The sequence below is a fragment of the Paenibacillus sp. FSL L8-0470 genome, from assembly GCF_038008625.1.
In the GTDB taxonomy this organism is placed as follows: Bacteria; Bacillota; Bacilli; order Paenibacillales; family Paenibacillaceae; genus Paenibacillus_AQ.
This window is the reverse complement of sequence record NZ_JBBOZM010000001.1, coordinates 4,170,881-4,193,012: the sequence shown is the minus strand read 5'-3', so window position 1 is coordinate 4,193,012 and position 22,132 is coordinate 4,170,881. Positions and strand designations below refer to the sequence as shown.

Here is a 22,132-nt window from a genome sequence, read left to right as displayed (position 1 = left end):
GATTGCTTTACCAACCTAGAAGGGACGATGTGAATATGCCGGAACTGCCGGAAATGGAGAATTACCGAAAGCTGCTTAGCCAGCATCTTATAAATGTTCCAATCACGGGTGTAACTGTGAATAGAGAAAAAACAATAAATATGGACACTGAAGCCTTTGTCAATGCACTGGTAGGTGCGCGCATTGTGTTTGTAGAACGCCGTGCCAAGCATATTCTGTTCCACCTTCACGATGGCCGCAGGCTACTGCTGCATTTAATGCTCGGCGGATTGCTTTACTATGGAACAGAGGAAGAACGTCCGGATCGCAGTACACAGGTGGAATTGGCCTTTGGCGAGAACATCCTGTACTTTATGGGTCTGCGGCTCGGATACCTTCATCTGTTGTCGGTTAAGGAAAGCGAAGCGGCAATGGGCAAGCTGGGCCCTGAGCTTCTGGACCGCAGAATGACCGCGGAACGTTTCGCAGGACTACTGAAGGGACGCCGTGGCGCACTTAAGAGCCTGCTCGTGAACCAGCAGGTTATGGCCGGTATCGGCAACTGCTATGCCGATGAAATTGCTTTTGAGGCAAGGCTGCTGCCCTCGGTATTGGTTCAGAATCTATCGCCGGAGGCGATTACACGCTTGTATGAGAGTATCCGCAAGGTACTGGCGGAGGCAACGGAAATCGGCGGTTATATGGAGATGCCGTTTATGGCCGGCGATATAGTTACCGGCTCTTACAATGACCAGTGCAAGGTATATGACCGTGAGGGCGAACCATGCCTGCGCGGCGGGGGAACGATAATTAAGACGGAGCAATCCGGGCGTAAAGTGTTCTATTGCCCGGATTGCCAGCATGAAGAATAACCCCAAAATCGGGGCTCATGTCAGCATTCGCGGCGGATACGGGCGTGCGGCCCGGTTCGCCTGGGAGAGCGGTGCGGCATGTTTTCAATATTTTCCGAAGAATCCGCGCAGTCTGAAGCTGAAGCCGGTGGACAGGCGGGATGCCGAGGACTGCGCTGCCTTCTGCAGGGAGAAGGGAATCGTGTCTATCGCGCATACCCCTTACCCGACGAATATGGCGGCCGGTACCAAAGGTGCGGCTCCCCGTGAGATCATGGTAGCGTCGCTGTTGAATGATCTGGAAATCGCAGAGGCCTGCGGTTCGCTGGGGATAGTCGTGCATTTCGGACATTTTGCCGGAATAGAGCCGTTACAAGGCTATCAAAATATTATACAATGTATGAATGACACGCTGGTCGCCTGGAATGGCCGGACCAAACTGCTTATTGAGAATCAGGCCGGGAATCATGGCAATGAAGGCATGACGCTGGAAGAGCTGGTTAAGGTACGCGAGCTTAGCCGCTTTCCGGAGAAGATCGGATTTTGTTTTGATACCTGTCATGCTTTTGCATCGGGGATCTGGAATCCGCAGCATACGGAGGAACTGCTGGAACGGGGGGCTGCGCTGCATTACTGGCCGCATCTCGTTGCCGTACATCTGAATGATTCCCTTTATCCCTATGGGCTGCGCCGTGACAGGCACGCGCAAATCGGACAAGGCCATATTGGTGCAGAGAATCTGCGGAAGCTGCTGACCTCAGAGCCGTTTCGTCATCTGGCAGTTGCCTTGGAAACCGGAAAGGGGCCGGACGGCACCCACCGTCAGGAGATTGCTGCCGTGCTGGACTGGTATGAAGCGGAGGACAGACCGTGATAAATATTTATATGGATGATCTAAGAAAGCTGCCTACCGGCTTCACGCTGGCCCGGACAACGGAAGAATGTCTGCTGCTCTTGCGTGAATGCGAGGTCGGTATCCTGGCGCTGGATTATGACATGGGGCCGGAAGATTACAATGGGGCTGAAATGGCCAGACGAATCGTGCTGGAAGGCTTGTATCCCCGGGAGATCTATCTGCATACCTCAAGTACAGCTGGCCGCAAAGAGATGTATGAGCTGTTGTATACTGCAAGACCTGAGGGAAGCGTATTGCATCATGGCCCGATCACAGCTGAGAAACTAGTGGGAATTGCTGCAGGAGCGGGATGCATATGACTGAAATTACTGAAATGGATCAATCCGGGCTGCTGGATTTGCTGAAGCAGGGGCGTGAACCACTTGTTGTTTTTCTGTATACCCCGCTTTGCGGGACCTGTAAGGCTGCCCGGCGGATGCTGGAGGTAGCGGCTCATCTGCTGCCCCAGGATTTGATAATGGCTGGCGGGAATGTGAACATGCTTCCGGAGCTCGTGAACCTCTACCGTATTTCAAGTGTCCCTGCACTGCTGGTGGTCCCGGCGGACCGCTGCTCTGAACCGGAGATTCATTATGCAGTGGGTTCTGTAGAACAAGTGCTGGAATACATAAGGAGAGTGACCTCATAAATGATATCTTTACAACATCTTACCCTTAGACGGGAGCAAAGCCAGATTCTTTACGATGTGTCGCTGGAAATGAAGCAAGGCGAAAACTGGGTTATTCTTGGACGGAACGGTTCCGGTAAAACAACGATTCTGGAGATGATGACTGGTTATTTGTTTCCAAGCAGCGGATCTGTTGAGGTTCTGGGCTATAAATACGGCCAGTGCGATCTGCGGGAAGTGCGCAAGGAAATCGGCTATATCGGCCCGTCACTGATGGAAAAGCTGTCGCTCACCGACCCTGTGTGGGAAGTGGTAGCTACCGGTGCTTATGCTTATCTGCGATTTTATCAGGCGATTCCACAATCTGTTCAGGATCAGGCGAAAAGGCTGCTTGAAGAGATGAATCTCGGAGAAATGGCCTATCATCCGTTTGGCACCTTGTCCCAAGGAGAACGCAAAAAGGCGATGCTGGCCCGCTGCCTGATGGCCGAACCGAAGCTGCTGATTATGGATGAGCCCTGTGCCGGCCTTGATCTATACGAGCGGGAAAAAATGCTCGCCGAGATCGACAAGCTGAAGCAGCGTGATGTATCCGTAGTTTACGTTACACATCATGTGGAAGAGATTGTGCCGCTCTTTACTCATGTGGCGCTGATCCGTGACGGGAAGCTGGCAGGCTCCGGCCCCAAAGAAGAAGTATTAACCAAAGAAATGATCTTGGCTACTTTTGATATTCCCGTAGAAGTTGAATGGGATAGCGGTCGTCCCTGGATTAAAATCAGACCTGGAGGCAAATGATTTGAACGATAGTATACAAGAGAACGGTGAGCAGACAGCTGCTCCGGAAGAAAAGACCCTTTCACGTTATATCTGCACCGCCAATCACGGCTTTGCACCTTATGCCCAGGAAGAGCTCCGCCGCCTGTTCGGCGCGGTGAAGAGTACGCTGCTGCTGCCGGGTGAGATCTTCTTGGCGACACTGGAAGCGGAGCCGGAAGAGGTATCCAGCCTGCTGGCGCAGAATCTGCCGATCTTTCTGCGGCATATTCAACCCGTGCAGTTCCAGGATCAGGGCAACCCGTCTGGCCTGGAACGGCTTGTAGCCTATCTGAGCCGGCGCAAAGAATTGGAAGGCGGGAAGGTTTCGCTGCATGTGCGCAAAGGCGGAAGCTCCTTCTGGCAGGACAGTCCCGGCGAGCTTCGGGAATGGCTGCAGGAGCAGCTCGTGAGTCTGGGTGCGGAATTCACCGTACAGGAACCGGCGTGGGTGATATCTGTATATGCAGACGGAGAAGCGCTGTATGCCGGAGTGTCCCGGCCTGAGGACAACCTGTCCAGCTGGAACGGAGGAATGATCCGTTTCCGCAAGGAGGATGGACAAATTTCACGCGCGAAGTTTAAGCTGATGGAGGCGGAGAAGGAATTTGCCATTCCGTTCTCCAGCTTTCGCAATGCGGTCGATATTGGTGCTTCTCCGGGCGGCTGGACATCATTCCTGCTGGAACGCGGCCTCAAGGTGACGGCAGTTGACCCGGCACTGATGCATGAATCGCTGCGCAATCAGCCAGGACTGAAGATTCTGCGCAAAAATGCGGGTGAAGTGAAATTCCGCGAGAACGAGTTTGATCTGCTGGTCTGCGATATGAGCTGGAGCCCCAAGCTGATGGCGAAGCTGGTTACGGGGCTGCTGCACAGTCTCACGCCGGGTGGAACGGCGGTTGTTACAGTGAAGCTAATGCATAAGAAGCCACTGGCGATGATTAAGGAAATCATCAGTATGTTTGAAGGTGAACGGATGCAGATTCAGCGGGCGAAGCAGCTGTTTCATAACCGTGACGAGATTACACTGTATATGATCAAGTATTAAGTGAATCTTTGTTTAGGTAACAGCAGTAGTTCATTCCATAAATAATTTAGTTTTAGAGGGAAAGCATCCCGTTATCTACGCTTCCGGCGAATCGCCGGATTAAGCTTGTATAACGGTGGCTCTCCCTCTTTTTTTTGTTTGTATCAGGCTAGGACAAGGAGGAAATAAGGATGAATTATGAATCGAAGCTTGTAGTGGGGCAGCTTCTTGGAGACAGGTACCAAATCACTGCTTTAATCGGTACGGGCGGAATGAGTTATGTATATCTAGCGGAGGATATAAGGCTGGCAGGCAAACGCTGGGCCGTGAAGGAAAGCATGTGCTTTGAAGGCGAAGTGAATTACGGATCCGTTCTGGCGGAGGCAGATATGCTCATCTCGCTGAACCACAAGCTATTCCCGAGAGTTGCCGACTTCTACCCTCCGGATGAAGAAGGATATTGTTATCTGGTTATGGATTATATCGAAGGTGTGACCCTTAGCCAATATATGGACGGGCATCCTGTACCGATACAGACTGAACGGCTGATCAGCTATGTCAAACAGCTGCTGGAGGTATTGTGTTATTTGCACGGGCATCAACCGCCGATTATTTACCGTGATTTGAAGCCCTCCAATATTATGCTGACCGGATCGAATTCGCTGATGCTGATTGATTTTGGTATTGCCCGCAGCTACAGAGGCGGTGCAGGTGAAGATACCGAGAAGCTGGGGACCGTCGGCTTCGCCGCCCCGGAACAATACGGCAGCGGGCAGAGCGGGCCTTTCTCAGACCTCTATGGTTTGGGAGCGCTAATGTTGTATATGGCCTCTGCAGGTCAATACAGCCGCTGGCAACCGGGCATGGAGGCCAAGCTGCGCCGGGTAATTCCAGATAAGCTGATTCCTGTCATCAGACGTTTGCTGCGCCATCATCCCGAAGAAAGATATCAATGCGCCGAGGAGGTGCTGCGTGCGCTGGAGCCGATTGAAGCAGCGGTGGAGAATTACACATTCCGGGAGATGCAGGTTTCCGGTCCGGAGACGAAACGGGAAATGATCATTGTGGCGCTGCTCGGGACAGCTTCGGGCCTCGGCACGACACATACCTCTCTGGCAGTGGCCAGCAGCCTTTCCAGGAAGGGGATGACGGCCTGGGTGGATTTCAGCCCGGATTCATCCGTTTATGATCGTATCCGCAGCCTATTTGATTTTCCGGTGGCCGGGGGATTCCCCACCAGTAAAGTTCTTCCTCTGGAATGGAAAGAGCTGCATTTCTGGCAGCGTCCAGAACATGGGAATATGAAAGAAATACTGGAGAGGGGATATCAGTTTGTAGTACTCGACCTTGGAACAGGCGGTTATGAGGCTGCGTTTGAGGCGTTCACGGACAGCGAGGTTCCGATGCTGATTACATCGGGAGCTGAATGGAGACTGGAAGATACTCTTCACTGGCTGCGCCGCAACGGGCTTGTACCACAGCCGAAGTGGCGGATTTGTCTGCCGTTTGCCGGGAAATCAGCAGCACTGTTACTGGAATCTGCGCTCGGTATTGGGAGGGTATACAATTTGCCGCTCCAGCAGGATCCTTTTCAACGGAAAGGGAAGCTGCTGGAGGTTCTGGATGAACTGCTAAGTGAAAGCATGAAGAAGAAGAATTATGAAAAACGCTATGGTTTTTTTCAGAAAAGAACGTAAATGAATGGAATTATATTGCAATATATCTTTCCTTCAGTTAAATTCCTATTTCAGGCTTGCGCTTACTTGTGCTAAAATGGTCGTTGTATGTATTGACAGAATACTGCTTATTTTTAAATATAGATAGGAGCTTACGGAGAATTTATGAGTTTACTTACAGTAGAAGACGTTTCCCACAACTTCGGAGACCGGCAGCTCTTCAAGAATGTGAATTTCCGGCTGCTCGACGGAGAGCATGTTGGTCTGGTGGGGGCGAATGGCGTCGGTAAATCGACGCTGATGAATATTTTGACCGGAACTTTGCTGAAGGACAGCGGGAGAGTGGAATGGACTCCCAAGGTGCGTTATGGCTATCTGGATCAACATACCAATCTTACGCCGGGTAAAACCGTGCGCGATGTGCTGAAGGATGCTTTCCTGCCGCTGCTTGAGCTGGAGAATGATATGATGGCGATTACCGAGAAAATGGGCGATGCCTCTCCGGAAGAGCTGGAACTGCTTCTGGAACAGATGGGGGAAATCCAGGAACAGCTGGATATCGGAGACTTCTATTTGATTGATGTGAAGGTTGAGGAAATGGGCAACGGGTTGGGATTGACGGCAATTGGCCTGGACCGTGATGTCGCTTCGCTCAGCGGAGGACAGCGGACTAAGGTGCTGCTGGCCAAGCTGCTGCTGGAGAAACCGAATGTGCTGCTGCTCGATGAGCCTACCAACTATCTGGACGTAGAGCATATTGACTGGCTTACTAACTACCTGAAGCAGTATCCTTATGCCTTTTTGCTGATTTCCCATGATACAGAATTTATGAACAAGGTTGTTAATGTCGTGTACCATCTTGAATTTGCCAAGCTGACCCGCTATACGGCCAACTATGAGCAATTCCTTGATATGGCTGACATGAACAAGAACCAGCATATTGATGCTTATGAGAAGCAGCAGGAATTCATTAAGAAGCAAGAGGATTTCATTCAGCGAAACAAGGCGCGTGCTTCCACCTCGGGACGGGCGAAGAGCCGTGAGAAGCAGCTCGACCGTCTGGAACGGATTGAACGTCCAGAAGAAGCGGCCAAGCCGACGTTTTCGTTCAAGGAAAGCCGGGCGAGCGGCAAGACTGTGTTCGAAGGCATCGACTTCGAGATTGGCTATGACCGTCCGCTGCTGCCAAAGCTGAATATGACGATAGAACGCGGGGAGAAGATTGCAATTGTCGGCTGCAACGGTGTAGGTAAATCCACGCTGCTGAAGACGATTCTCGGCGTGATTCCCGCATACAGCGGAAAAACGTACTTGGGCGATTTCCTCAGTTCCGCCTACTTCCAGCAGGAGGTTAAGGCTGCTAACATTACACCGATTGATGATGTCTGGAATGAATTTTCCAGTCTCAACCAGCATGAAGTGCGCGCCCATCTGGCCCGTTGCGGATTGAAAAATGAGCATATTACCCGTCCGCTGAGCATGTTGAGCGGTGGTGAACAGGCGAAGGTGCGTATATGTAAGCTGATGATGCGCGAAAGCAATTGGATTCTATTCGACGAGCCTACAAATCACCTTGATATCGTCGCCAAGGCAGAGCTGAAGCGTGCCCTGCAGGAATACAAAGGTACCATTCTGCTTGTATCTCATGAACCTGATTTCTACGAAGATTGGGTGACAAAGACTTGGGATGTTGAGCAGTGGTCGGCGCAATCTGTATAGTTGAATTTCAAAGTCCGGGGAAGAGCAATGTTATTGGTGCTGTTCCCCGGCTTTTAAATATGGGGGGCTGTTTCCGGGATGAGCCATAATGAACATGAAAAAGAGTCTGCTGTCCATTCTTCAGGCCGGGATGGACGATATTCACGCCAGGTACGCTTTACACCTTTCGGGATTGAGGGGCAGCAGGGGCTAGCACGTTCCAGTGTACTTATTGTTGGAGCTGGCGCACTTGGCACGGGGATTGCCGAGACACTGGCGCGTTGCGGAGTGGGACGCCTGATTCTTGCCGACCGTGATTATGTGGAGTGGAGCAATCTGCAGCGCCAGCAGCTGTACACCGAGGAGGACGCTATCGGGCGTATGCCCAAAGCGGAAGCGGCCAAAGCCAGGCTGGAGAACATCAATTCCGAAATAAAGGTTGAAGCGCATGTGCTGGATGTACGTGCTGAAGAACTGGAAAGCCTGCTTCACGGCGTGGACCTCATCATGGATGGCACTGATAACTTTGATACCCGGCTTATTATAAATGATATGGCGATGAAGTACGGTATTCCCTGGATCTATGGGGGCTGCGTAGGCAGCTATGGTATTACCTATACGATTCTGCCTGGAGAAACACCATGTCTGAACTGCCTGCTGGGGACTATACCTCTGGGTGGGGATACCTGTGATACGGCGGGGATTCTGCCGCAGGCAGTGCAGCTCGTTACTGCTAACGCTACAGCAGAGGCGCTGAAGCTGCTCGGAGGACGGAAGGAACAGCTTCGAAACAAGCTCTTGACCTTTGATGTGTGGCGCAATGAACATCAGGAGATCGGTGTCAAAGCTGCCAAGAAGAGTGATTGTCCGTCCTGCGGCAGCCAGCCGGTTTATCCTTATCTGACCGCGGCGAATACGGAACGGAGCGATGTGCTCTGTGGCCGGGACACCGTGCAGATCCGTCCGGCACGGCGGCAGAAGCTTAATCTGCAGGAAACGGCAGACCGGCTGTCCAGACTGGGGGCCGGCAAGGTAGAGAGCAATCCTTATCTTGTTTCCTATACAGACGGGCCTTACCGCATGGTCATTTTCACTGATGGACGGGCTTTGATTCATGGAACCAGTGATATTGCAGCAGCCCGCAGCTTTTATCACCGGTATTTCGGATAATGAAGGGGAGAGAATAGAATGAACAATGGAACGATCCGTCACATGGCAATCTTTACGTTAAAACATCCGGTGAATTCTGAGGAAACGGCGGCATTTCTGAAAGCCGGAGAGGATATTCTCAGCGCTATTCCGGTGGTGCGCAATTTTGAGATGCTGCGCCAGGTGAGTGCCAAATGTGAATATGACTTTGGCTTCTCGATGGAGTTTGATAATCAGGAGGCTTACGAGGCCTATAATAATCACCCCAGTCATCAGGCTTTTGTGCGTGAACGCTGGGACACTGAGGTGGCTGGCTTTCAGGAGATTGATTTTGTGAAATAATTGTTAATAGAAGTCAGCAAAGAGACCATTTCTTAGGAATGGTCTCTTTGCTTTGCGGGAACTCTAATGAATATCTGCGGCTGCACGGCCGCTATCGAACGATGAGTGAGGCGGGGATGTCCATGAATGAGGTAGTCGTATGGTTTGCGCCCGGGGCAATCCTTGGCAGTAAAGAATCTGCGGAAGACAGAACCAGGAGGGAAGAGGAGCATCAATTCATTGAGCTCACTCTGCATGAGCTTGGACTGCAAACAGCATTAAGCGAAGATCTTGAGGATCTTCGCTTAATGCTGTCCAGAGTGGAGCCCGTACTGCTCTTAACGGAGCTGTACGACGCCCGAGGATGGGAGGGATGGGAAATTATAGCGGATCTTAGAGAACGCGGCGTGTTTCTGCCAGTAGTAGTCATATCCAGCGGCAATTCGGAAGGAGAGGTAGTTGCGGCTTTTGAGGCGGGCGGCAATGAATACTTGAAGAAGCCGCTTCATGCAGGCGAGTTCAAATGCAGGGTAATGAATCTGTTATGGCTCACCGGACACCGGAGGGGCCATGAGACAAGGCTTAAGGTCGATGGACTGGTGCTGGACCCCAGCCGCAGGCTGGTTAGCCGGGACGGAAATTCCCTTACACTGACCCCCAAAGAATTTGATCTGCTGTATTACCTCGCCGTGCATTTGGGGGAAATCTGTCCCCGCGGCGAGATTCTAAAGCATGTCTGGGGATACCATTTTCAAGCGGATACGAATGTAGTAGATGTCTACATCCGGCATATCCGGTTGAAAGTGGACAAGGGCCATCGGAATAAGCTGATTCATACCGTACGTGGAACCGGATATGTAATGCGCGCACCGGAAGGGGGAGAGACGGAGTGACTTCCGGTGCAGAGTAAGCGCTAAAAAATATTTAATAGAAAACTACAGTACGCGACGGGCTTTGAGGTAGGTTCTTTTCCAGTTTCCGGAGTTCAAATCCGAAATCGTTACACCCGGAGAGCCATAAGTGTGAAGAATCTTGCCATTTCCTGCATATACAGCTACGTGAGTTACGTTTCTGCCGTTAGCTCTGCTGCCGCTGGAGAAAAATACCAGATCGCCTGGACGAAGGTTAGCTTTGGAAACATAAGTTCCGACTTTCGATTGCGCTGCAGATGTGCGCGGCAGATTGACGCCATATTTGGCGAAAATGTATTTGGTAAAGGAAGAGCAGTCAAAATATCTGGTAGTAGAAGTGGATGCGCCGAACTGATAACGGGTACCCAGATAGTTTTTACCGAAATTAACAACCTTTTGTCCAGTAGAGGACGACGTCACGGATGCAGCAGCAACGGGTGCTGTACCGGCTCCTGTCACCATCAGTGTACTCAGGCCAATTGTGGTGCACATTCCTACGACGATTGCTTGCTTAAACCATTGTTGCTTTTTCATGTTGTAATACCTCCCAGGTTTGTATCTATCTTTCATTCGTCTTTCTCTGTTTCGTAGTATAGCAGGTTATACATGCCCTAAAATATGGAACAGAGGGTTCAAAACCAAGCTGGGTATGGGTTGTAAGCGTTTTATTAAAATCGCATTAAAAGTTACAAAATATTAATATTTGACGGTTATCTCGATATAAAAAAGCCGGAAAACCCTGTTGTGACAAGGGTTATCCCGGCTTTTTCGTTTTGAAACAAAGGTTACAACGATGTCTCCAAATTCATATGTAAATCAATCTTTACTCTGAATAATCAGCAGCAGACCGCTCTCAATAGTAACTGTTCCGCACCCCTCTAACAGACGGTTGCTTACAGCAAGAGACTGGCCAAGCTTAAGCGTGGCATCGGTAAGCGGGTATTGGAAACCTTGAAGTGTAATCCCTGTAACTTCAGGAGTCAGAGGAAGTAAAGAGACATAAGTATACCCCCGCTCATGCACCAGCGCCTGTGAACCGGTCAGGGTGATATAATTATGAGTATCCATCACAGAGCAGCTTACCTGGCGCTGTAGTGCTCTTGTCATCATCTGGATCCCGGCCAGTGTATGGTCCATCCGTGTGCCGGTCACACCGATCAGCAGAATCGACTCGGGCTGGGTGTTGAGTGCAAGTTCAAGTGCCATCTCGCTGTCGGTCAAATCCTTGTCCACAGGGTCACAAGTGATAGTTTTTTTGCTTCCTGCCTCAATCTGCTGCAGGGCTTCCGGGGAGACAGAGTCGAAATCGCCAACGGCAATGTCGGGTGTATACCCATGGGATATTAGAAACAAGGCACCACGGTCAGCGCCGATAATAAAATCTTCTTCATCTAATAGAAGTAAAAACTCCTCTGACAGCTCGCCGCCGGCAAAGATAACAACACGTTTGGATGGCAATACAATCCCCTCCTTTAAATCTGCTATATAGTTTGTCATCCTGACCAAGTATAATGCAGATTGAAAAGTTGTACAATTGATGCGGACAACGCTAAAATGAATAGAGTACGTTTCGTTTATGAAATGTGCAGATTAAATAACTGAGGAAACAATTGCAGGAGGTGAGAGAAATCGTAAGTGTATTATTCGTTTGTCTGGGCAATATTTGCCGCTCGCCTATGGCAGAAGCGGTGCTCCGCCATAAAATTGGTGAACGCAAGCTATCCGATAGAATCTCGGTGGATTCTGCCGGTACTGGTGACTGGCATATTGGCAAAGCACCGCATGAAGGAACCCGCCGTATTCTCGATCAGTGGGGAATCAGCTATGAGAATATGACAGCTCGCCTGGTTAGCAGCGGTGATTTTGAAAAGTTTCAATATATAGTGTGCATGGACAAGTCGAATGCGGAGAATGTCCGCAAGCTTCCCGGGGGGAAGGACGCTGAGCTGCTGTTCTTCATGGATTTGCTGCCGGATGAAGAGCTTCGCGAGGTTCCAGACCCTTATTTCACCGGTAACTTCGAGCAGGTCTATGATCTGATCAGTGCCGGCTGTGATGTACTGCTGGAGCGGATTATTGCAGAGAAGCTCTAGACAGGGCGCCACATTCCAGAATATCGGTTGGCGCCCTTGCAAAAAAAGGAAGGGCACCGTAATGCCCGTCATGATTTGAAAGCGTAATCAGTTGGCAAACATACATATGTTCGCAGTATGTTCACTATTTTGCCCATTTTACCTGTTTCATGAGTTAAAGAAATAGAGTAATGATTCTGGGAGCTCTTTTTGCCAAAATCCCCAGAGATGACGCCCGTCTTTTTCGCGGTAGGATACTGTAGCGCCCCGCGATTCCAGCAAAGCCTTGGTATCCCTGTTCATCTGCACGAAATCGTAAACTCCGGTATCCGTCTGGTATTCAGTTTCTTGCAGTCCTACTACCATATTAATAGTAAGCCAGGAGAGGTCCTCTTCCTGCTCAATGATTTCGCGTGACTCCGGATAATATGCACCGGAAAGACTAAGGACACGGGTGAAAAGCCCGGGATATGCCAGTGCCAAATGCAGAGAAACACTGCCGCCCAAGGAGTCTCCGGCGATGATCCGCTCATCAGGGGTGCGGCGAACCGGATAATTATGTTCAATGAAGGGAATAATCTCTTCGGCAAAGCAAGACAGGTATTGCTTAAACCTGCTGCCAAAGGGGGCGTACTCCTGTGTTCGCACGGGGACATTTACTTCCACTCCAACAATAATGAAAGGTTCCACATCTTCTTCCACAATCAGCTGCCCGGCAAGAGTAGCGATGCGGCCGAAGTTGAAGAACTCCTCCCCATCCTGGCAGTACACTACCGGATAACTGAGGACTTCGTTATAACCGGGGGGGAGATAAATGCGCAGCCTGCGTTCTTCCTGGAGAAATTCGCTCCATAATGTTTGCTTAATAATTGTACGTTTCAGAAAAACAGGTTCGCTCATAGCTGAATCGTCACCTTTCTTGTCGGATTTTGCATTAAACGTAGCGGTGCGTTAAAATTACCCAAGCGGTAAATGTGGCATTAATCATTTACTTGCTTAAAAAACCCTAATCTGTTATAGGATATTTATCAACCTGTTATACATACAAAATTTATGAAAACATAAATTTTATGCGTATTTCTTTGACGAAACAGATAAAACAGGTGTATAATAATTCTATAACAGAGGCCACTGATATTCAAATGGTATTCAAATTTTTTTATTGAGGTGAAAATGATGACTAGAGTTCCTTATGAAGTGTATACAGAGGACGTAGAGGCCCTTTCGGTACTTTCCCCGGATGGAGAAGTTATCAACAAGGATAAGATGCCTACACTTACCGATGATCAATTGAAAGAAATCATGTATCGTATGGTATTTACCCGTACTTGGGATGACCGTGCGGTCAACTTGGGCCGTCAAGGCCGCCTGGGATTCTACGCGCCGGTATCCGGACAAGAAGCAACCATGGTGGGCAGTGAATACGCCCTGCAGAAAGAAGATTTCGTATGCCCTGGCTACCGTGACATTCCGCAGCTGGTATGGCATGGACTTCCATTATACCAGGCTTTCCTATATTCCCGCGGCCATCAACATGGCGGTGAGATTCCTGAAGGTGTAAATGTTCTTATGCCTCAGATTATCATCGGTGCACAAATTCTGCACGCTACCGGAATTGCAATGGGCTTCAAATTGAAGAAACAACAAAACGTTGCTATTACTTACACTGGTGACGGCGGTTCTTCTGAAGGCGACTTCTATGAAGGTCTTAACTTTGCCGGACGCTTCAAATTGCCGGTAATCTTCTTTGTTCAAAATAACGGCTATGCGATTACGACTCCGTTCGCGAAGCAAACGGCTGCCAAATCCATCGCACATAAAGCAGTAGCAGCTGGTATTCCCGGTATTAAGATCGACGGCATGGACGTCTTTGCAGTAATCTCCGCGGTGCAGGAAGCTGCAGAACGCGCACGCAAAGGCGAAGGAGCTACGCTGATTGAAGCTGTGACTTACCGTTTCCGTCCGCATTCCCTTTCCGACGACGCCAGCAAATACCGTTCCAAAGAAGAAGAAGGACAATGGAACGAGAAGGACCCGATTGCCCGTCTTGCCAAGTATTTGGAGAAGAAAGGCCTCTGGACCGAAGAAGATACGCTGCGCGTAAGAGAAGAAGCGAAAGCGACTGTTAACGAGCAGATTAAAAAAGCAGAGCAAACCGAAAAAATGACCGTTCCTGGCTTGATCGACAGCATGTTCGAGGTAACTCCGAAACATCTGGAAGAACAAAAAGCCGATTTTGAATAAGGGGGATATCAGGCAATGGCACAAATGAATATGAAAGAAGCAATTCGTGACGCAATGCGCGTTGAACTGAACCGTGACCCTAACGTTCTTATCTTCGGTGAGGATGTAGGGAATGTAGGGGGCGTCTTCCGTGTAACGGAAGGGCTGCAAAAAGAATTTGGCGAAGATCGTGTTTTTGATACTCCGCTTGCTGAATCCGCCATCGGCGGTCTGGCTTTTGGTCTGGGCGTGCAAGGATTCCGTCCGATTGCTGAAATCCAGTTTGTTGGTTTCATCTTTGAAGCACTCGATCAAATCGTCGTTCAGGCTGCACGCCTGCGCTGGCGTTCGGGGGGCAGATTCAATGCTCCTGTAGTATTCCGTACTCCATTTGGCGGCGGCGTAAAAGCGGCTGAACTGCATACCGATTCCCTCGAAGGCCTGATCGCTCAAAGCCCGGGGATCAAAGTGGTTATTCCTTCCAATCCATACGATGCAAAGGGACTTCTGATTGCCTCGATCCGTGATAATGACCCGGTATTTTTCATGGAGCACTTGAACCTGTACCATGCATTCCGTGCAGAAGTGCCTGAAGGTGAATATACCGTCGAGCTGGGCAAAGCAAATGTTGTCCGCGAAGGTTCGGATGTTACAATTATCTCTTACGGTCTAATGGTACATACTGCTACCAAAGCGGCCGATCAGCTGGAAAAGGAAGGCATCAAGGCTGAAATTATCGATCTGCGTACGGTTAGCCCGATTGATATTGATACCATCGTTGCTTCTGTGAAGAAGACAAACCGTGCGATCGTTGTGCAAGAAGCGCAAAAGAGCTCCGGTGTGGCTGCAGAGGTAATCGCACAAATCAATGAAAAAGCTATTCTTCATCTGGAAGCGCCAGTGCTTCGTGTTGCCGGTCCGGACACCATTTATCCGTTCGCGCAAATCGAGGATAGTTGGATTCCTACACCAGCACGCGTAGTTGCAGCTGTTAAGAAAGTTATGGAATTCTAAGAAGAAACGTCCTTGCCGTCCTTGTAAAAGGGCGGCACCCGTTTCTGATTTGCTTTTGAGGTATTCACAAACTAAGCGGATGTTTTTGAAGCGAGTTTCTGAGAAGTTAGTTGAAGAAGCATCGGCTATATAACTATTAGGAGGTTATCAAGGTGGCAAAATTTGAGTACCGGTTCCCTGAGCTGGGCGAAGGTCTGCATGAAGGCGAAATTATCAAAATGCATATCAAAGCCGGCGATAAAGTAACCGATGACGATATCGTAATGGAAGTACAGAATGACAAGGCAGTTGTAGAAGTTCCTTGTCCGGTCAACGGTACAGTGCTTGAAGTCTTCACCAAAGACGGTCAAGTCTGCCGCGTAGGCGAAGTAGTGGCAATTATTGATGCAGAAGGCGATGTTCCTGAGCAGGAGGGCGGCCATACGGAAGCACAGGCTACTCAAGAAGCAGATGCAGCCAAAGGCGGAGCTGACACTAAGTCTTCTCCGGCAACCAGCAGCCCTGCAACTGGCGGCGCTGTAAACTTTGAATACCGGTTCCCTGAACTGGGCGAAGGTCTGCATGAAGGCGAAATTATAAAGATGCATATCAAAGTCGGCGACAAAGTAACCGATGACGATATCGTAATGGAAGTACAGAATGACAAAGCTGTAGTAGAAGTGCCCTGCCCTGTTAACGGCACAGTGCTTGAAGTACGTGTGAAGGACGGACAGGTATGCCGTGTGGGCGAAGTTGTAGCGATCATTGCTGCAGAAGGCGAAGTTCCACAGCAGGAAGGCGGCCACGCTGAAGCTCCGGCTGCTCAAGAATCCGCACCGGCAGCAGCTGCACCAGCAGCGGTTCCTGCTCCAAACCGCGATGTACTTGCTACGCCAAGTGTGCGCAAGTTTGCCCGTGAGCAGAGTGTTGACATCTCCAAGGTGAACGGCTCCGGCAAGAACGGCAAGATCACTCATGAAGATGTTGAAGCCTTCCTGAAAGGCGGCTCCGCTGCACCGGCAGCAGTTGCACCTGCTGCTGCACCAGCAGCATCGGAAGCACCAAAAGCCAAGGCCAAAGAAGCTGCACCAGCAGCATCCGGCAATGTAAGCCTTGAAGAAGAGCGCGTTCCATTCAAGGGTATCCGTAAAGCGATCTCCAATGCGATGGTTAAATCTGCATACACTGCGCCTCACGTTACCATCATGGACGAAGTGGATGTTACCGAGCTGGTAGCTTTCCGTGCCCGTATGAAACCAGTTGCTGAGAAGAAAGGCGTGAAGGTGACCTATCTTCCGTTTATCGTCAAAGCACTCGTGGCCGCTTCCCGTCAATTCCCGGCGCTTAACGCCATGATTGATGAAGAGTCCAATGAAATTGTCTACAAGAAATACTACAATATCGGTATCGCTACAGATACAGACAACGGTTTGATCGTTCCGGTTATCAAGGATGCTGACCGTAAGAGCATCTGGATGATTGCCAGCAGCATTACCGATCTGGCTGTGCGTGGACGTGACGGTAAGTTGGCAGCTAACGAAATGAGAGGCAGCACAATCTCCATCAGCAACATCGGTTCCGCTGGCGGTATGTTCTTTACACCGATCATCAACTTCCCTGAAGTGGCGATCCTCGGTACTGGACGTATCACTGAGAAACCAGTTGTGAAGAACGGCGAAATCGTAGCCGCTCCTGTTATGGCGCTGTCCCTGAGCTTTGACCACCGCATCATCGACGGTGCAACAGCACAGAACTTCATGAATTATATTAAGACCCTGCTCGCAAATCCTGATATGTTAGTTATGGAGGTGTAATTAATGGTAGTCGGAGACGCTTCAATCGAAATCGACACATTGGTAATTGGTGCAGGTCCCGGCGGGTATGTGGCGGCAATTCGTGCCGCCCAGCTCGGCCAGAAGGTTCTGATTGTGGATAAATCGGAACTCGGCGGTGTATGTCTGAACCGCGGATGTATTCCTTCCAAGGCTCTGATCTCTGCAGCCCATCAATTCGAAGCTGCACAGCACGGTGAAGTTTTCGGTGTCACTGCCGAGAACGTCAAAGTGGACTGGGCAAAAACACAGGAATTCAAAAACGGCGTTGTCAAAAGAATGACAACCGGCGTAACCGGTTTGATGAAGGGCAACAAAATTGAAGTATTCAGCGGTGAAGCTATGTTCATCAATACAAACGAAGCCCGTTTGTTCAATGAACATGAATCTCCCCGCTACAAATTCAACAACTGTATCATTGCTACAGGTTCCCGTCCGATCGAACTGAAGCCTTTCCCATTTGGCGGACGTATTCTGTCTTCGACCGAAGCGCTTGATCTTCCGGAAATTCCGAAGAGCATGATCGTTATCGGCGGCGGCTACATCGGAGCCGAGCTTGGCCAAATGTACTCCAAATTTGGCACTAAAGTAACCATCATTGAAGGTCTGGATACAGTTCTGCCTGGCTTTGACAAGGATATGACCCGTCTGGTTGCCAAGAACATGGCGAAGACTGGGATTGAGATTGTTACTAATGCCAAAGCGGAAAGTGCTGTACAGAACGACAAGGAAGTAACCGTGAAATACTCCGTGGGCGGCGAGTCCAAGGAAATTACTGCGGATTACCTGCTTGTAACTGTAGGACGTCGTCCAAATACGGATGGCGAGCTGGGATTGGATCTGATCGGTATGGAACTTGACGAGCGCGGCTTGATCAAAGTTGACCATCAGGGCCGTACCAACATTCCTAACATCTATGCAATCGGCGATATTGTTCCAGGCCTTGCTCTGGCACACAAAGCTTCTTACGAAGGCAAAATTGCTGCTGAAGCGATCTCAGGACACAAATCCGTTGTTGACTACAAAGTCATCCCGGCTGTTGTGTTCACCGATCCAGAATGCTCCAGTGTGGGTCTGACCGAGAAAGAAGCGAAGGATAAGGGCTACAAAGTAAAAGCCGGCAAATTCCCGTTCGCAGGTAATGGCCGTGCAGTTTCCTTGAACGCTCCGGATGGCTTTATCAAGATTGTGGCAAACAGCGAGAACAACCTCGTATTGGGCGCACAAATTGTGGGTATCGAAGCTTCCAACCTGATTGCTGAACTGGGTCTGGCGATTGAAATGGGCGCTACGCTCGAAGACATCGCATTGACAATCCACGCGCATCCAACCCTTGGCGAAATCGTCATGGAAGCGGCTGAGCTTGTGGAAGGCCACCCAATTCACGTAATTAAATAATAAATTATAAATTATAGACTGCTTCGGCAGACAACAATAAGAGGATGTCCGCCGAGCCATGCAAATGGCTTGGTAGACATCCTCTTTTTTTAACGCATTACATATAGTTATTCAGATGGCAGCCGAAACTACTTGTGGTAAGATCAAGAAAGAAACGGGCCTATACAGCTGTCCTTTCATCGTAAGCGGGTAAATAAGGAGGAGAGGAACATTACACACAGAACTTGTGTTATCGCCATAGCAGCCGTCTCAGGGGGCGGCAAAACGACTGCCGTCAGAATCTTGCAGGAGCGGCTGGTGAACTCGGCTGCTTTGTTTTTTGATGACTATGATTTCCCTTGGCCTGATGAGTTTGACCGGTGGATGGAACGTGGGGCAGACTATAACGAGTGGAAGCTTGAGCCCCTGGTGGCTGACCTGAAAGGGCTGCTTGCCCGAGCGGACCGGCCGGAGTATATTTTACTCGATTATCCTTTCGCCTATGTACATAATGAACTAAGCCGGCTTATTGATTTTGCTATATTTATCGACACTCCGCTTGATGTGGCTATGGCCAGAAGATTCATCCGAGATTATAAAGATTCCGCAAGCAGCGATGTGACCCGGGAGATGGAAGGATACCTGCGTGGAGGCCGGGAGGCATACTTGGCAATGCTTCATACCGTTCTCCCCTCATCCGACTATGTGGCAGACGGTACGCTGCCTGTAAATGACCTTACAGATCTGCTGCTGGAGCAAATCAAGTACAAGGGGAGTGAAGACTATGAAGCCAGCAAAACTGCAAGCCGGTGATGAAATCCGGATTATTTCACCTTCCATGAGCTTAGGGGTTATAGCAGAAGAGCAAATCGTGGCAGCAACAAAGAAATTGGAGGCTTTTGGGTTTACCGTTTCTTTTTCCAAGCATGCTTATGAAAGAGATGACTCCGATTCGTCTTCGGTGGACTCCAGACTTGAGGATCTCCACAGCGCGTTCAGCGACCCTGCGGTAAAAGGGATATTGACGACGCTTGGTGGCTTCAATTGCAACCAGCTGCTGCGGGGGCTGGATTTCGGCTTGATTGCAGCAAATCCCAAACGGTTATGCGGCTATTCCGACATTACGGTGCTGCAGAATGCCATTTATGCCAAAACAGGACTGATCACCTACTCCGGTCCTCATTTCTCTACACTGTCCATGCGTCACGGGATTGAATACACTGTAGATTATTTTGTCAAAATGATGATGGAAGATGAAGAAGTGGATGTGCTGCCTTCGGTGCAGTGGAGCGATGATGCCTGGTTCTTAGATCAGGAAAATCGTGTATTCGAAGCAAACGCCGGGCCTTATGCCATTCACGAAGGTTATGCGGAAGGCATTATAATTGGTGGTAATCTATGCACACTGAATCTGCTGCAGGGGACAGAGTATATGCCCAGCCTGAAGGACGCGATTCTTTTTGTGGAAGATGACTATGAATCCCGCCCGGGGAACTTTGACCGCGATCTGCAGTCGCTGCTTCTTCAGCCCGGCTTCGCACTGGCCAAAGGGATTGTGATAGGCAGATTTCAAAGAGCATCACGAGTGACACAGGAGTCACTGCGTACAATTATCAACACCAAAAAGGAGCTGGCACAACTCCCTGTCATCGCCGATGTGAACTTTGGGCATACCTCGCCAATAATTACTTTTCCAGTAGGAGGAAGGGCTGTGTTAAAGGCAACGTCACAAAAAGTAGAACTGAGGATTAGTGAATAAAAAAGGCCAAAACCATGACTATATCGTATATTCCAATGCCTTGCGATATCCCAAGTATAGCTTGCCCTATTCTTCTGAGGCCGTCAGATTCGTGATAGAGGCTTGGCGTACAGCATAGAGTTTGGCTGGATCAGCCGATAATTAGTTCGTCCGGGAATATGGTGCAGTACCGCAATGATGAAAATGAGATCTACGGTTTGATCCGGTATCTGATCAGCTTTATGGAACAGTTTGCTCCGGTTGCGAGCTGAAATCCAATATATCCCTTGAATAACATTTAGATCTCCGCGACAAAATGTATATTAAGTAGGTGATCTGTTATGCGAAAAAAGTGGAATCGAATTTTGCCGGCGATGCTTATCTTTATCCTGGTTTTTGGATGCCAAAATCCGAAACCTAAAGAAACGGATTTAATGAGGATAAAATCAGCAAATGAAGAAAATACGAAGAAAGTCATTTTATTTGTTGCGGACTCTTTAATGGCTCAGGCAATCGACCAAGGAATCAGAAAGCAAGAGCTTCCCGCCTTTAAATTCCTGATCGATCACGGGCAATATTATAAAGACCTCGTCAGTTCTTTTCCCACGATGTCCGTCACGATCGACAGTTCGTTGCTCACCGGAAAGTATCCGGATGTTCACCGTGTACCGGGTCTGACCTGGTATTCTGCGGACAACAAGAAAATAATCAATTACGGGACCGGGCCGCTGGAAGTGCTCGGACACGGAATTCACCCGGTTTTAACCGATGCGCTAATCCATTTAAACGGGAGTCACTTAAACCGGAATTTACCCACGATCTATGAAGATTTAGCCCGGCTGGACTTAAAGTCCGGATCGATAAATGGCTTGATTTACCGGGGGGCTTCCGATCATAAGTTGTCGATTCCTGGCTGGATTCAAGGCGCTGCCTCTTTGCCGAAAGAAATTCAGGTGAAAGGTCCGGATTTTTTCTCCTTGGGTTCGTTGTCTAATCCGTTTGAAGGTATAAAAAATTTGCCCGATAGTGTGATAAACCGGATGGGGATTAATAATAATTTCGCTATAGAAGCCGTGAAATATTTGATTAAAAACAAGACATTGCCGGATTTTTTATTTGTATATTTGCCCGATATGGACCGTAAGCTGCACAAGCAAGGCCCTACGGAGTTAAATGGGGTTAGAAAGTTGGATCAACAGCTTCAGTCTCTGATGGAAACATTCGGTTCGCCGGAAAAAGCTTTGCAGGATGCGATTATCATCATTGTAGGGGACAGTGGAATGACTCAAATTCTGCCTGCTGAACAAAATCCGGTAATCGATCTGCCTTCTTTGTTTGGAGATGCCCAAGTTTTACGTCCGGGTGAACCCGTAACAAAGGAGACCGAAATCATTCTCGCAGTCAATGAAACCATGGCCTATGTGTATTCATTAAAAGCGGATCGTTCCCTTAGAGATGTGGCAAATGTACTGAAGAATGACCCGCGTATCGATTTTATTGCTTGGAAAGAAAAGGATTGGATTTACGTAATTCAGGGATCAACAGTCAAACAGCTCAAGTTCAAAGCCAAAGGCAATCTGACTGATGCTTATGGACAATCATGGACGGTCGAACAGAACAGTGAGGTACTGGATATCAAGGTAAACGCTGCTGCTCATTCACTGAATTATGATGAGTATCCCGATGTGCTGAAGCGGTTGTCAGGTGCGCTCCATTCACATCAAGGGGAATTTTTGGTGGTCACAGCAAAACCGGGATATGAATTGGCGGACAGAAGTTCTCCAACGCATAAGGGTGGCGGCGGGCACGGTTCCATTCGTAAAATGGAATCGCTTGTTCCCTTGATCATCGCCGGAACGGATCAAAAACCTGACTATTTACGAATTATCGATTTAAAAGCTTATTTGCTTAACCTTTTGACAAAGAGAACGGAGTAGATGTAC

22 protein-coding genes are annotated in these 22,132 nt (G+C 49.3%); 19 read left to right on the top strand and 3 right to left on the bottom strand.

The annotated features are described in order from the left end of the window. Positions 1–35: 35 nt before the first annotated feature. From NST99_RS18925 to NST99_RS18875, 11 genes are all read left to right on the top strand, one after another. The gene (locus NST99_RS18925; protein WP_341097697.1) at positions 36–851 is read left to right on the top strand and encodes an Fpg/Nei family DNA glycosylase; all 816 of its coding nucleotides are present in this window, start codon (positions 36–38) and stop codon (positions 849–851) included. Then, positions 841–1,704 carry a deoxyribonuclease IV gene (locus NST99_RS18920; protein ID WP_341093763.1) on the top strand — a complete coding sequence of 288 codons (864 nt, stop codon included), beginning with the start codon at positions 841–843 and terminating at the stop codon, positions 1,702–1,704. The genes NST99_RS18925 and NST99_RS18920 overlap by 11 nt, the downstream gene beginning before the upstream one ends. Further along, positions 1,701–2,045: a cyclic-phosphate processing receiver domain-containing protein gene (locus NST99_RS18915; RefSeq protein ID WP_341093762.1), complete on the top strand. Its 345-nt coding sequence runs from the start codon at positions 1,701–1,703 to the stop codon at positions 2,043–2,045. The genes NST99_RS18920 and NST99_RS18915 overlap by 4 nt, the downstream gene beginning before the upstream one ends. After that, positions 2,042–2,374, top strand: a complete 333-nt coding sequence (locus NST99_RS18910; RefSeq protein ID WP_341093760.1) for a thioredoxin family protein — start codon at positions 2,042–2,044, stop codon at positions 2,372–2,374. The genes NST99_RS18915 and NST99_RS18910 overlap by 4 nt, the downstream gene beginning before the upstream one ends. Next, complete coding sequence (locus tag NST99_RS18905) at positions 2,375–3,151, top strand: ABC transporter ATP-binding protein (protein ID WP_341093758.1); 777 nt, start codon at positions 2,375–2,377, stop codon at positions 3,149–3,151. Position 3,152: 1 nt separating this feature from the next. After that, positions 3,153–4,220, top strand: a complete 1,068-nt coding sequence (locus tag NST99_RS18900) for an SAM-dependent methyltransferase (RefSeq protein WP_341093757.1) — start codon at positions 3,153–3,155, stop codon at positions 4,218–4,220. A 170-nt stretch (positions 4,221–4,390) separates the two neighbouring features. Further along, positions 4,391–5,896: a serine/threonine-protein kinase gene (locus tag NST99_RS18895; protein WP_341093755.1), complete on the top strand. Its 1,506-nt coding sequence runs from the start codon at positions 4,391–4,393 to the stop codon at positions 5,894–5,896. Between the two features lie 144 nt (positions 5,897–6,040). After that, complete coding sequence (locus tag NST99_RS18890; RefSeq protein ID WP_076109534.1) at positions 6,041–7,594, top strand: ABC-F family ATP-binding cassette domain-containing protein; 1,554 nt, start codon at positions 6,041–6,043, stop codon at positions 7,592–7,594. A gap of 78 nt (positions 7,595–7,672) precedes the next feature. After that, positions 7,673–8,743, top strand: a complete 1,071-nt coding sequence (locus tag NST99_RS18885; RefSeq protein ID WP_038592940.1) for a ThiF family adenylyltransferase — start codon at positions 7,673–7,675, stop codon at positions 8,741–8,743. An 18-nt stretch (positions 8,744–8,761) separates the two neighbouring features. Then, positions 8,762–9,064 (top strand): Dabb family protein, encoded by a 303-nt coding sequence (locus tag NST99_RS18880; RefSeq protein ID WP_341093753.1) that lies wholly within the window; start codon positions 8,762–8,764, stop codon positions 9,062–9,064. A 122-nt stretch (positions 9,065–9,186) separates the two neighbouring features. Further along, positions 9,187–9,936 carry a response regulator transcription factor gene (locus NST99_RS18875; RefSeq protein ID WP_341093752.1) on the top strand — a complete coding sequence of 250 codons (750 nt, stop codon included), beginning with the start codon at positions 9,187–9,189 and terminating at the stop codon, positions 9,934–9,936. 42 nt (positions 9,937–9,978) lie between these two features. On the opposite strand, the gene NST99_RS18870 is transcribed toward NST99_RS18875, so the two are convergent. Continuing rightward, the gene (locus tag NST99_RS18870; protein ID WP_341093751.1) at positions 9,979–10,488 is read right to left on the bottom strand and encodes a C40 family peptidase; all 510 of its coding nucleotides are present in this window, start codon (positions 10,486–10,488) and stop codon (positions 9,979–9,981) included. A gap of 282 nt (positions 10,489–10,770) precedes the next feature. Next, complete coding sequence (locus tag NST99_RS18865) at positions 10,771–11,412, bottom strand: thiamine diphosphokinase (protein ID WP_341093750.1); 642 nt, start codon at positions 11,410–11,412, stop codon at positions 10,771–10,773. 170 nt (positions 11,413–11,582) lie between these two features. Between NST99_RS18865 and NST99_RS18860 the strand changes: the two genes are divergently transcribed. Then, complete coding sequence (locus NST99_RS18860; protein ID WP_341097696.1) at positions 11,583–12,047, top strand: low molecular weight protein-tyrosine-phosphatase; 465 nt, start codon at positions 11,583–11,585, stop codon at positions 12,045–12,047. A gap of 147 nt (positions 12,048–12,194) precedes the next feature. Here the strand turns inward: NST99_RS18860 and NST99_RS18855 are convergent, their stop codons facing one another. Beyond that, positions 12,195–12,926 carry an alpha/beta hydrolase gene (locus NST99_RS18855; RefSeq protein WP_341093749.1) on the bottom strand — a complete coding sequence of 244 codons (732 nt, stop codon included), beginning with the start codon at positions 12,924–12,926 and terminating at the stop codon, positions 12,195–12,197. 276 nt (positions 12,927–13,202) lie between these two features. On the opposite strand from NST99_RS18855, the gene pdhA reads away from it, so the two are divergent. The 7 genes from pdhA to NST99_RS18820 all read left to right on the top strand — a co-directional run bounded on the left by pdhA (position 13,203) and on the right by NST99_RS18820 (position 22,126). Further along, complete coding sequence (pdhA, locus tag NST99_RS18850; protein WP_038592926.1) at positions 13,203–14,270, top strand: pyruvate dehydrogenase (acetyl-transferring) E1 component subunit alpha; 1,068 nt, start codon at positions 13,203–13,205, stop codon at positions 14,268–14,270. 15 nt (positions 14,271–14,285) lie between these two features. Continuing rightward, positions 14,286–15,263 (top strand): alpha-ketoacid dehydrogenase subunit beta, encoded by a 978-nt coding sequence (locus NST99_RS18845; RefSeq protein ID WP_038592923.1) that lies wholly within the window; start codon positions 14,286–14,288, stop codon positions 15,261–15,263. Between the two features lie 152 nt (positions 15,264–15,415). Beyond that, a complete protein-coding gene (locus tag NST99_RS18840) occupies positions 15,416–17,056 on the top strand; it encodes a 2-oxo acid dehydrogenase subunit E2 (RefSeq protein WP_341093747.1) in 1,641 nt (546 codons plus the stop codon). A 3-nt stretch (positions 17,057–17,059) separates the two neighbouring features. Beyond that, complete coding sequence (gene lpdA / locus NST99_RS18835; RefSeq protein ID WP_038592917.1) at positions 17,060–18,472, top strand: dihydrolipoyl dehydrogenase; 1,413 nt, start codon at positions 17,060–17,062, stop codon at positions 18,470–18,472. 282 nt (positions 18,473–18,754) lie between these two features. Further along, entirely contained in the window at positions 18,755–19,264 is a 510-nt protein-coding gene (locus tag NST99_RS18830; protein ID WP_341093746.1) for a hypothetical protein, read from the top strand. Then, positions 19,236–20,210, top strand: coding sequence for a S66 peptidase family protein (locus NST99_RS18825; RefSeq protein ID WP_341093744.1), 975 nt, complete (start codon positions 19,236–19,238; stop codon positions 20,208–20,210). The genes NST99_RS18830 and NST99_RS18825 overlap by 29 nt, the downstream gene beginning before the upstream one ends. Before the next feature lie 413 nt (positions 20,211–20,623). Next, entirely contained in the window at positions 20,624–22,126 is a 1,503-nt protein-coding gene (locus tag NST99_RS18820) for an alkaline phosphatase family protein (RefSeq protein WP_341093743.1), read from the top strand. Positions 22,127–22,132: the final 6 nt, after the last annotated feature.

Coding starts and splice junctions, on each gene's coding strand:
- NST99_RS18925 (WP_341097697.1), top strand. CDS start 36: ATGCCGGAACTGCCGGAAATGGAGAATTACCGAAAGCTGCTTAGCCAG.
- NST99_RS18920 (WP_341093763.1), top strand. CDS start 841: ATGAAGAATAACCCCAAAATCGGGGCTCATGTCAGCATTCGCGGCGGA.
- NST99_RS18910 (WP_341093760.1), top strand. CDS start 2,042: ATGACTGAAATTACTGAAATGGATCAATCCGGGCTGCTGGATTTGCTG.
- NST99_RS18905 (WP_341093758.1), top strand. CDS start 2,375: ATGATATCTTTACAACATCTTACCCTTAGACGGGAGCAAAGCCAGATT.
- NST99_RS18895 (WP_341093755.1), top strand. CDS start 4,391: ATGAATTATGAATCGAAGCTTGTAGTGGGGCAGCTTCTTGGAGACAGG.
- NST99_RS18890 (WP_076109534.1), top strand. CDS start 6,041: ATGAGTTTACTTACAGTAGAAGACGTTTCCCACAACTTCGGAGACCGG.
- NST99_RS18885 (WP_038592940.1), top strand. CDS start 7,673: ATGAGCCATAATGAACATGAAAAAGAGTCTGCTGTCCATTCTTCAGGC.
- NST99_RS18880 (WP_341093753.1), top strand. CDS start 8,762: ATGAACAATGGAACGATCCGTCACATGGCAATCTTTACGTTAAAACAT.
- NST99_RS18875 (WP_341093752.1), top strand. CDS start 9,187: ATGAATGAGGTAGTCGTATGGTTTGCGCCCGGGGCAATCCTTGGCAGT.
- NST99_RS18870 (WP_341093751.1), bottom strand. CDS start 10,488: ATGAAAAAGCAACAATGGTTTAAGCAAGCAATCGTCGTAGGAATGTGC.
- NST99_RS18855 (WP_341093749.1), bottom strand. CDS start 12,926: ATGAGCGAACCTGTTTTTCTGAAACGTACAATTATTAAGCAAACATTA.
- pdhA (WP_038592926.1), top strand. CDS start 13,203: ATGACTAGAGTTCCTTATGAAGTGTATACAGAGGACGTAGAGGCCCTT.
- NST99_RS18845 (WP_038592923.1), top strand. CDS start 14,286: ATGGCACAAATGAATATGAAAGAAGCAATTCGTGACGCAATGCGCGTT.
- lpdA (WP_038592917.1), top strand. CDS start 17,060: ATGGTAGTCGGAGACGCTTCAATCGAAATCGACACATTGGTAATTGGT.
- NST99_RS18825 (WP_341093744.1), top strand. CDS start 19,236: ATGAAGCCAGCAAAACTGCAAGCCGGTGATGAAATCCGGATTATTTCA.
- NST99_RS18820 (WP_341093743.1), top strand. CDS start 20,624: ATGAGGATAAAATCAGCAAATGAAGAAAATACGAAGAAAGTCATTTTA.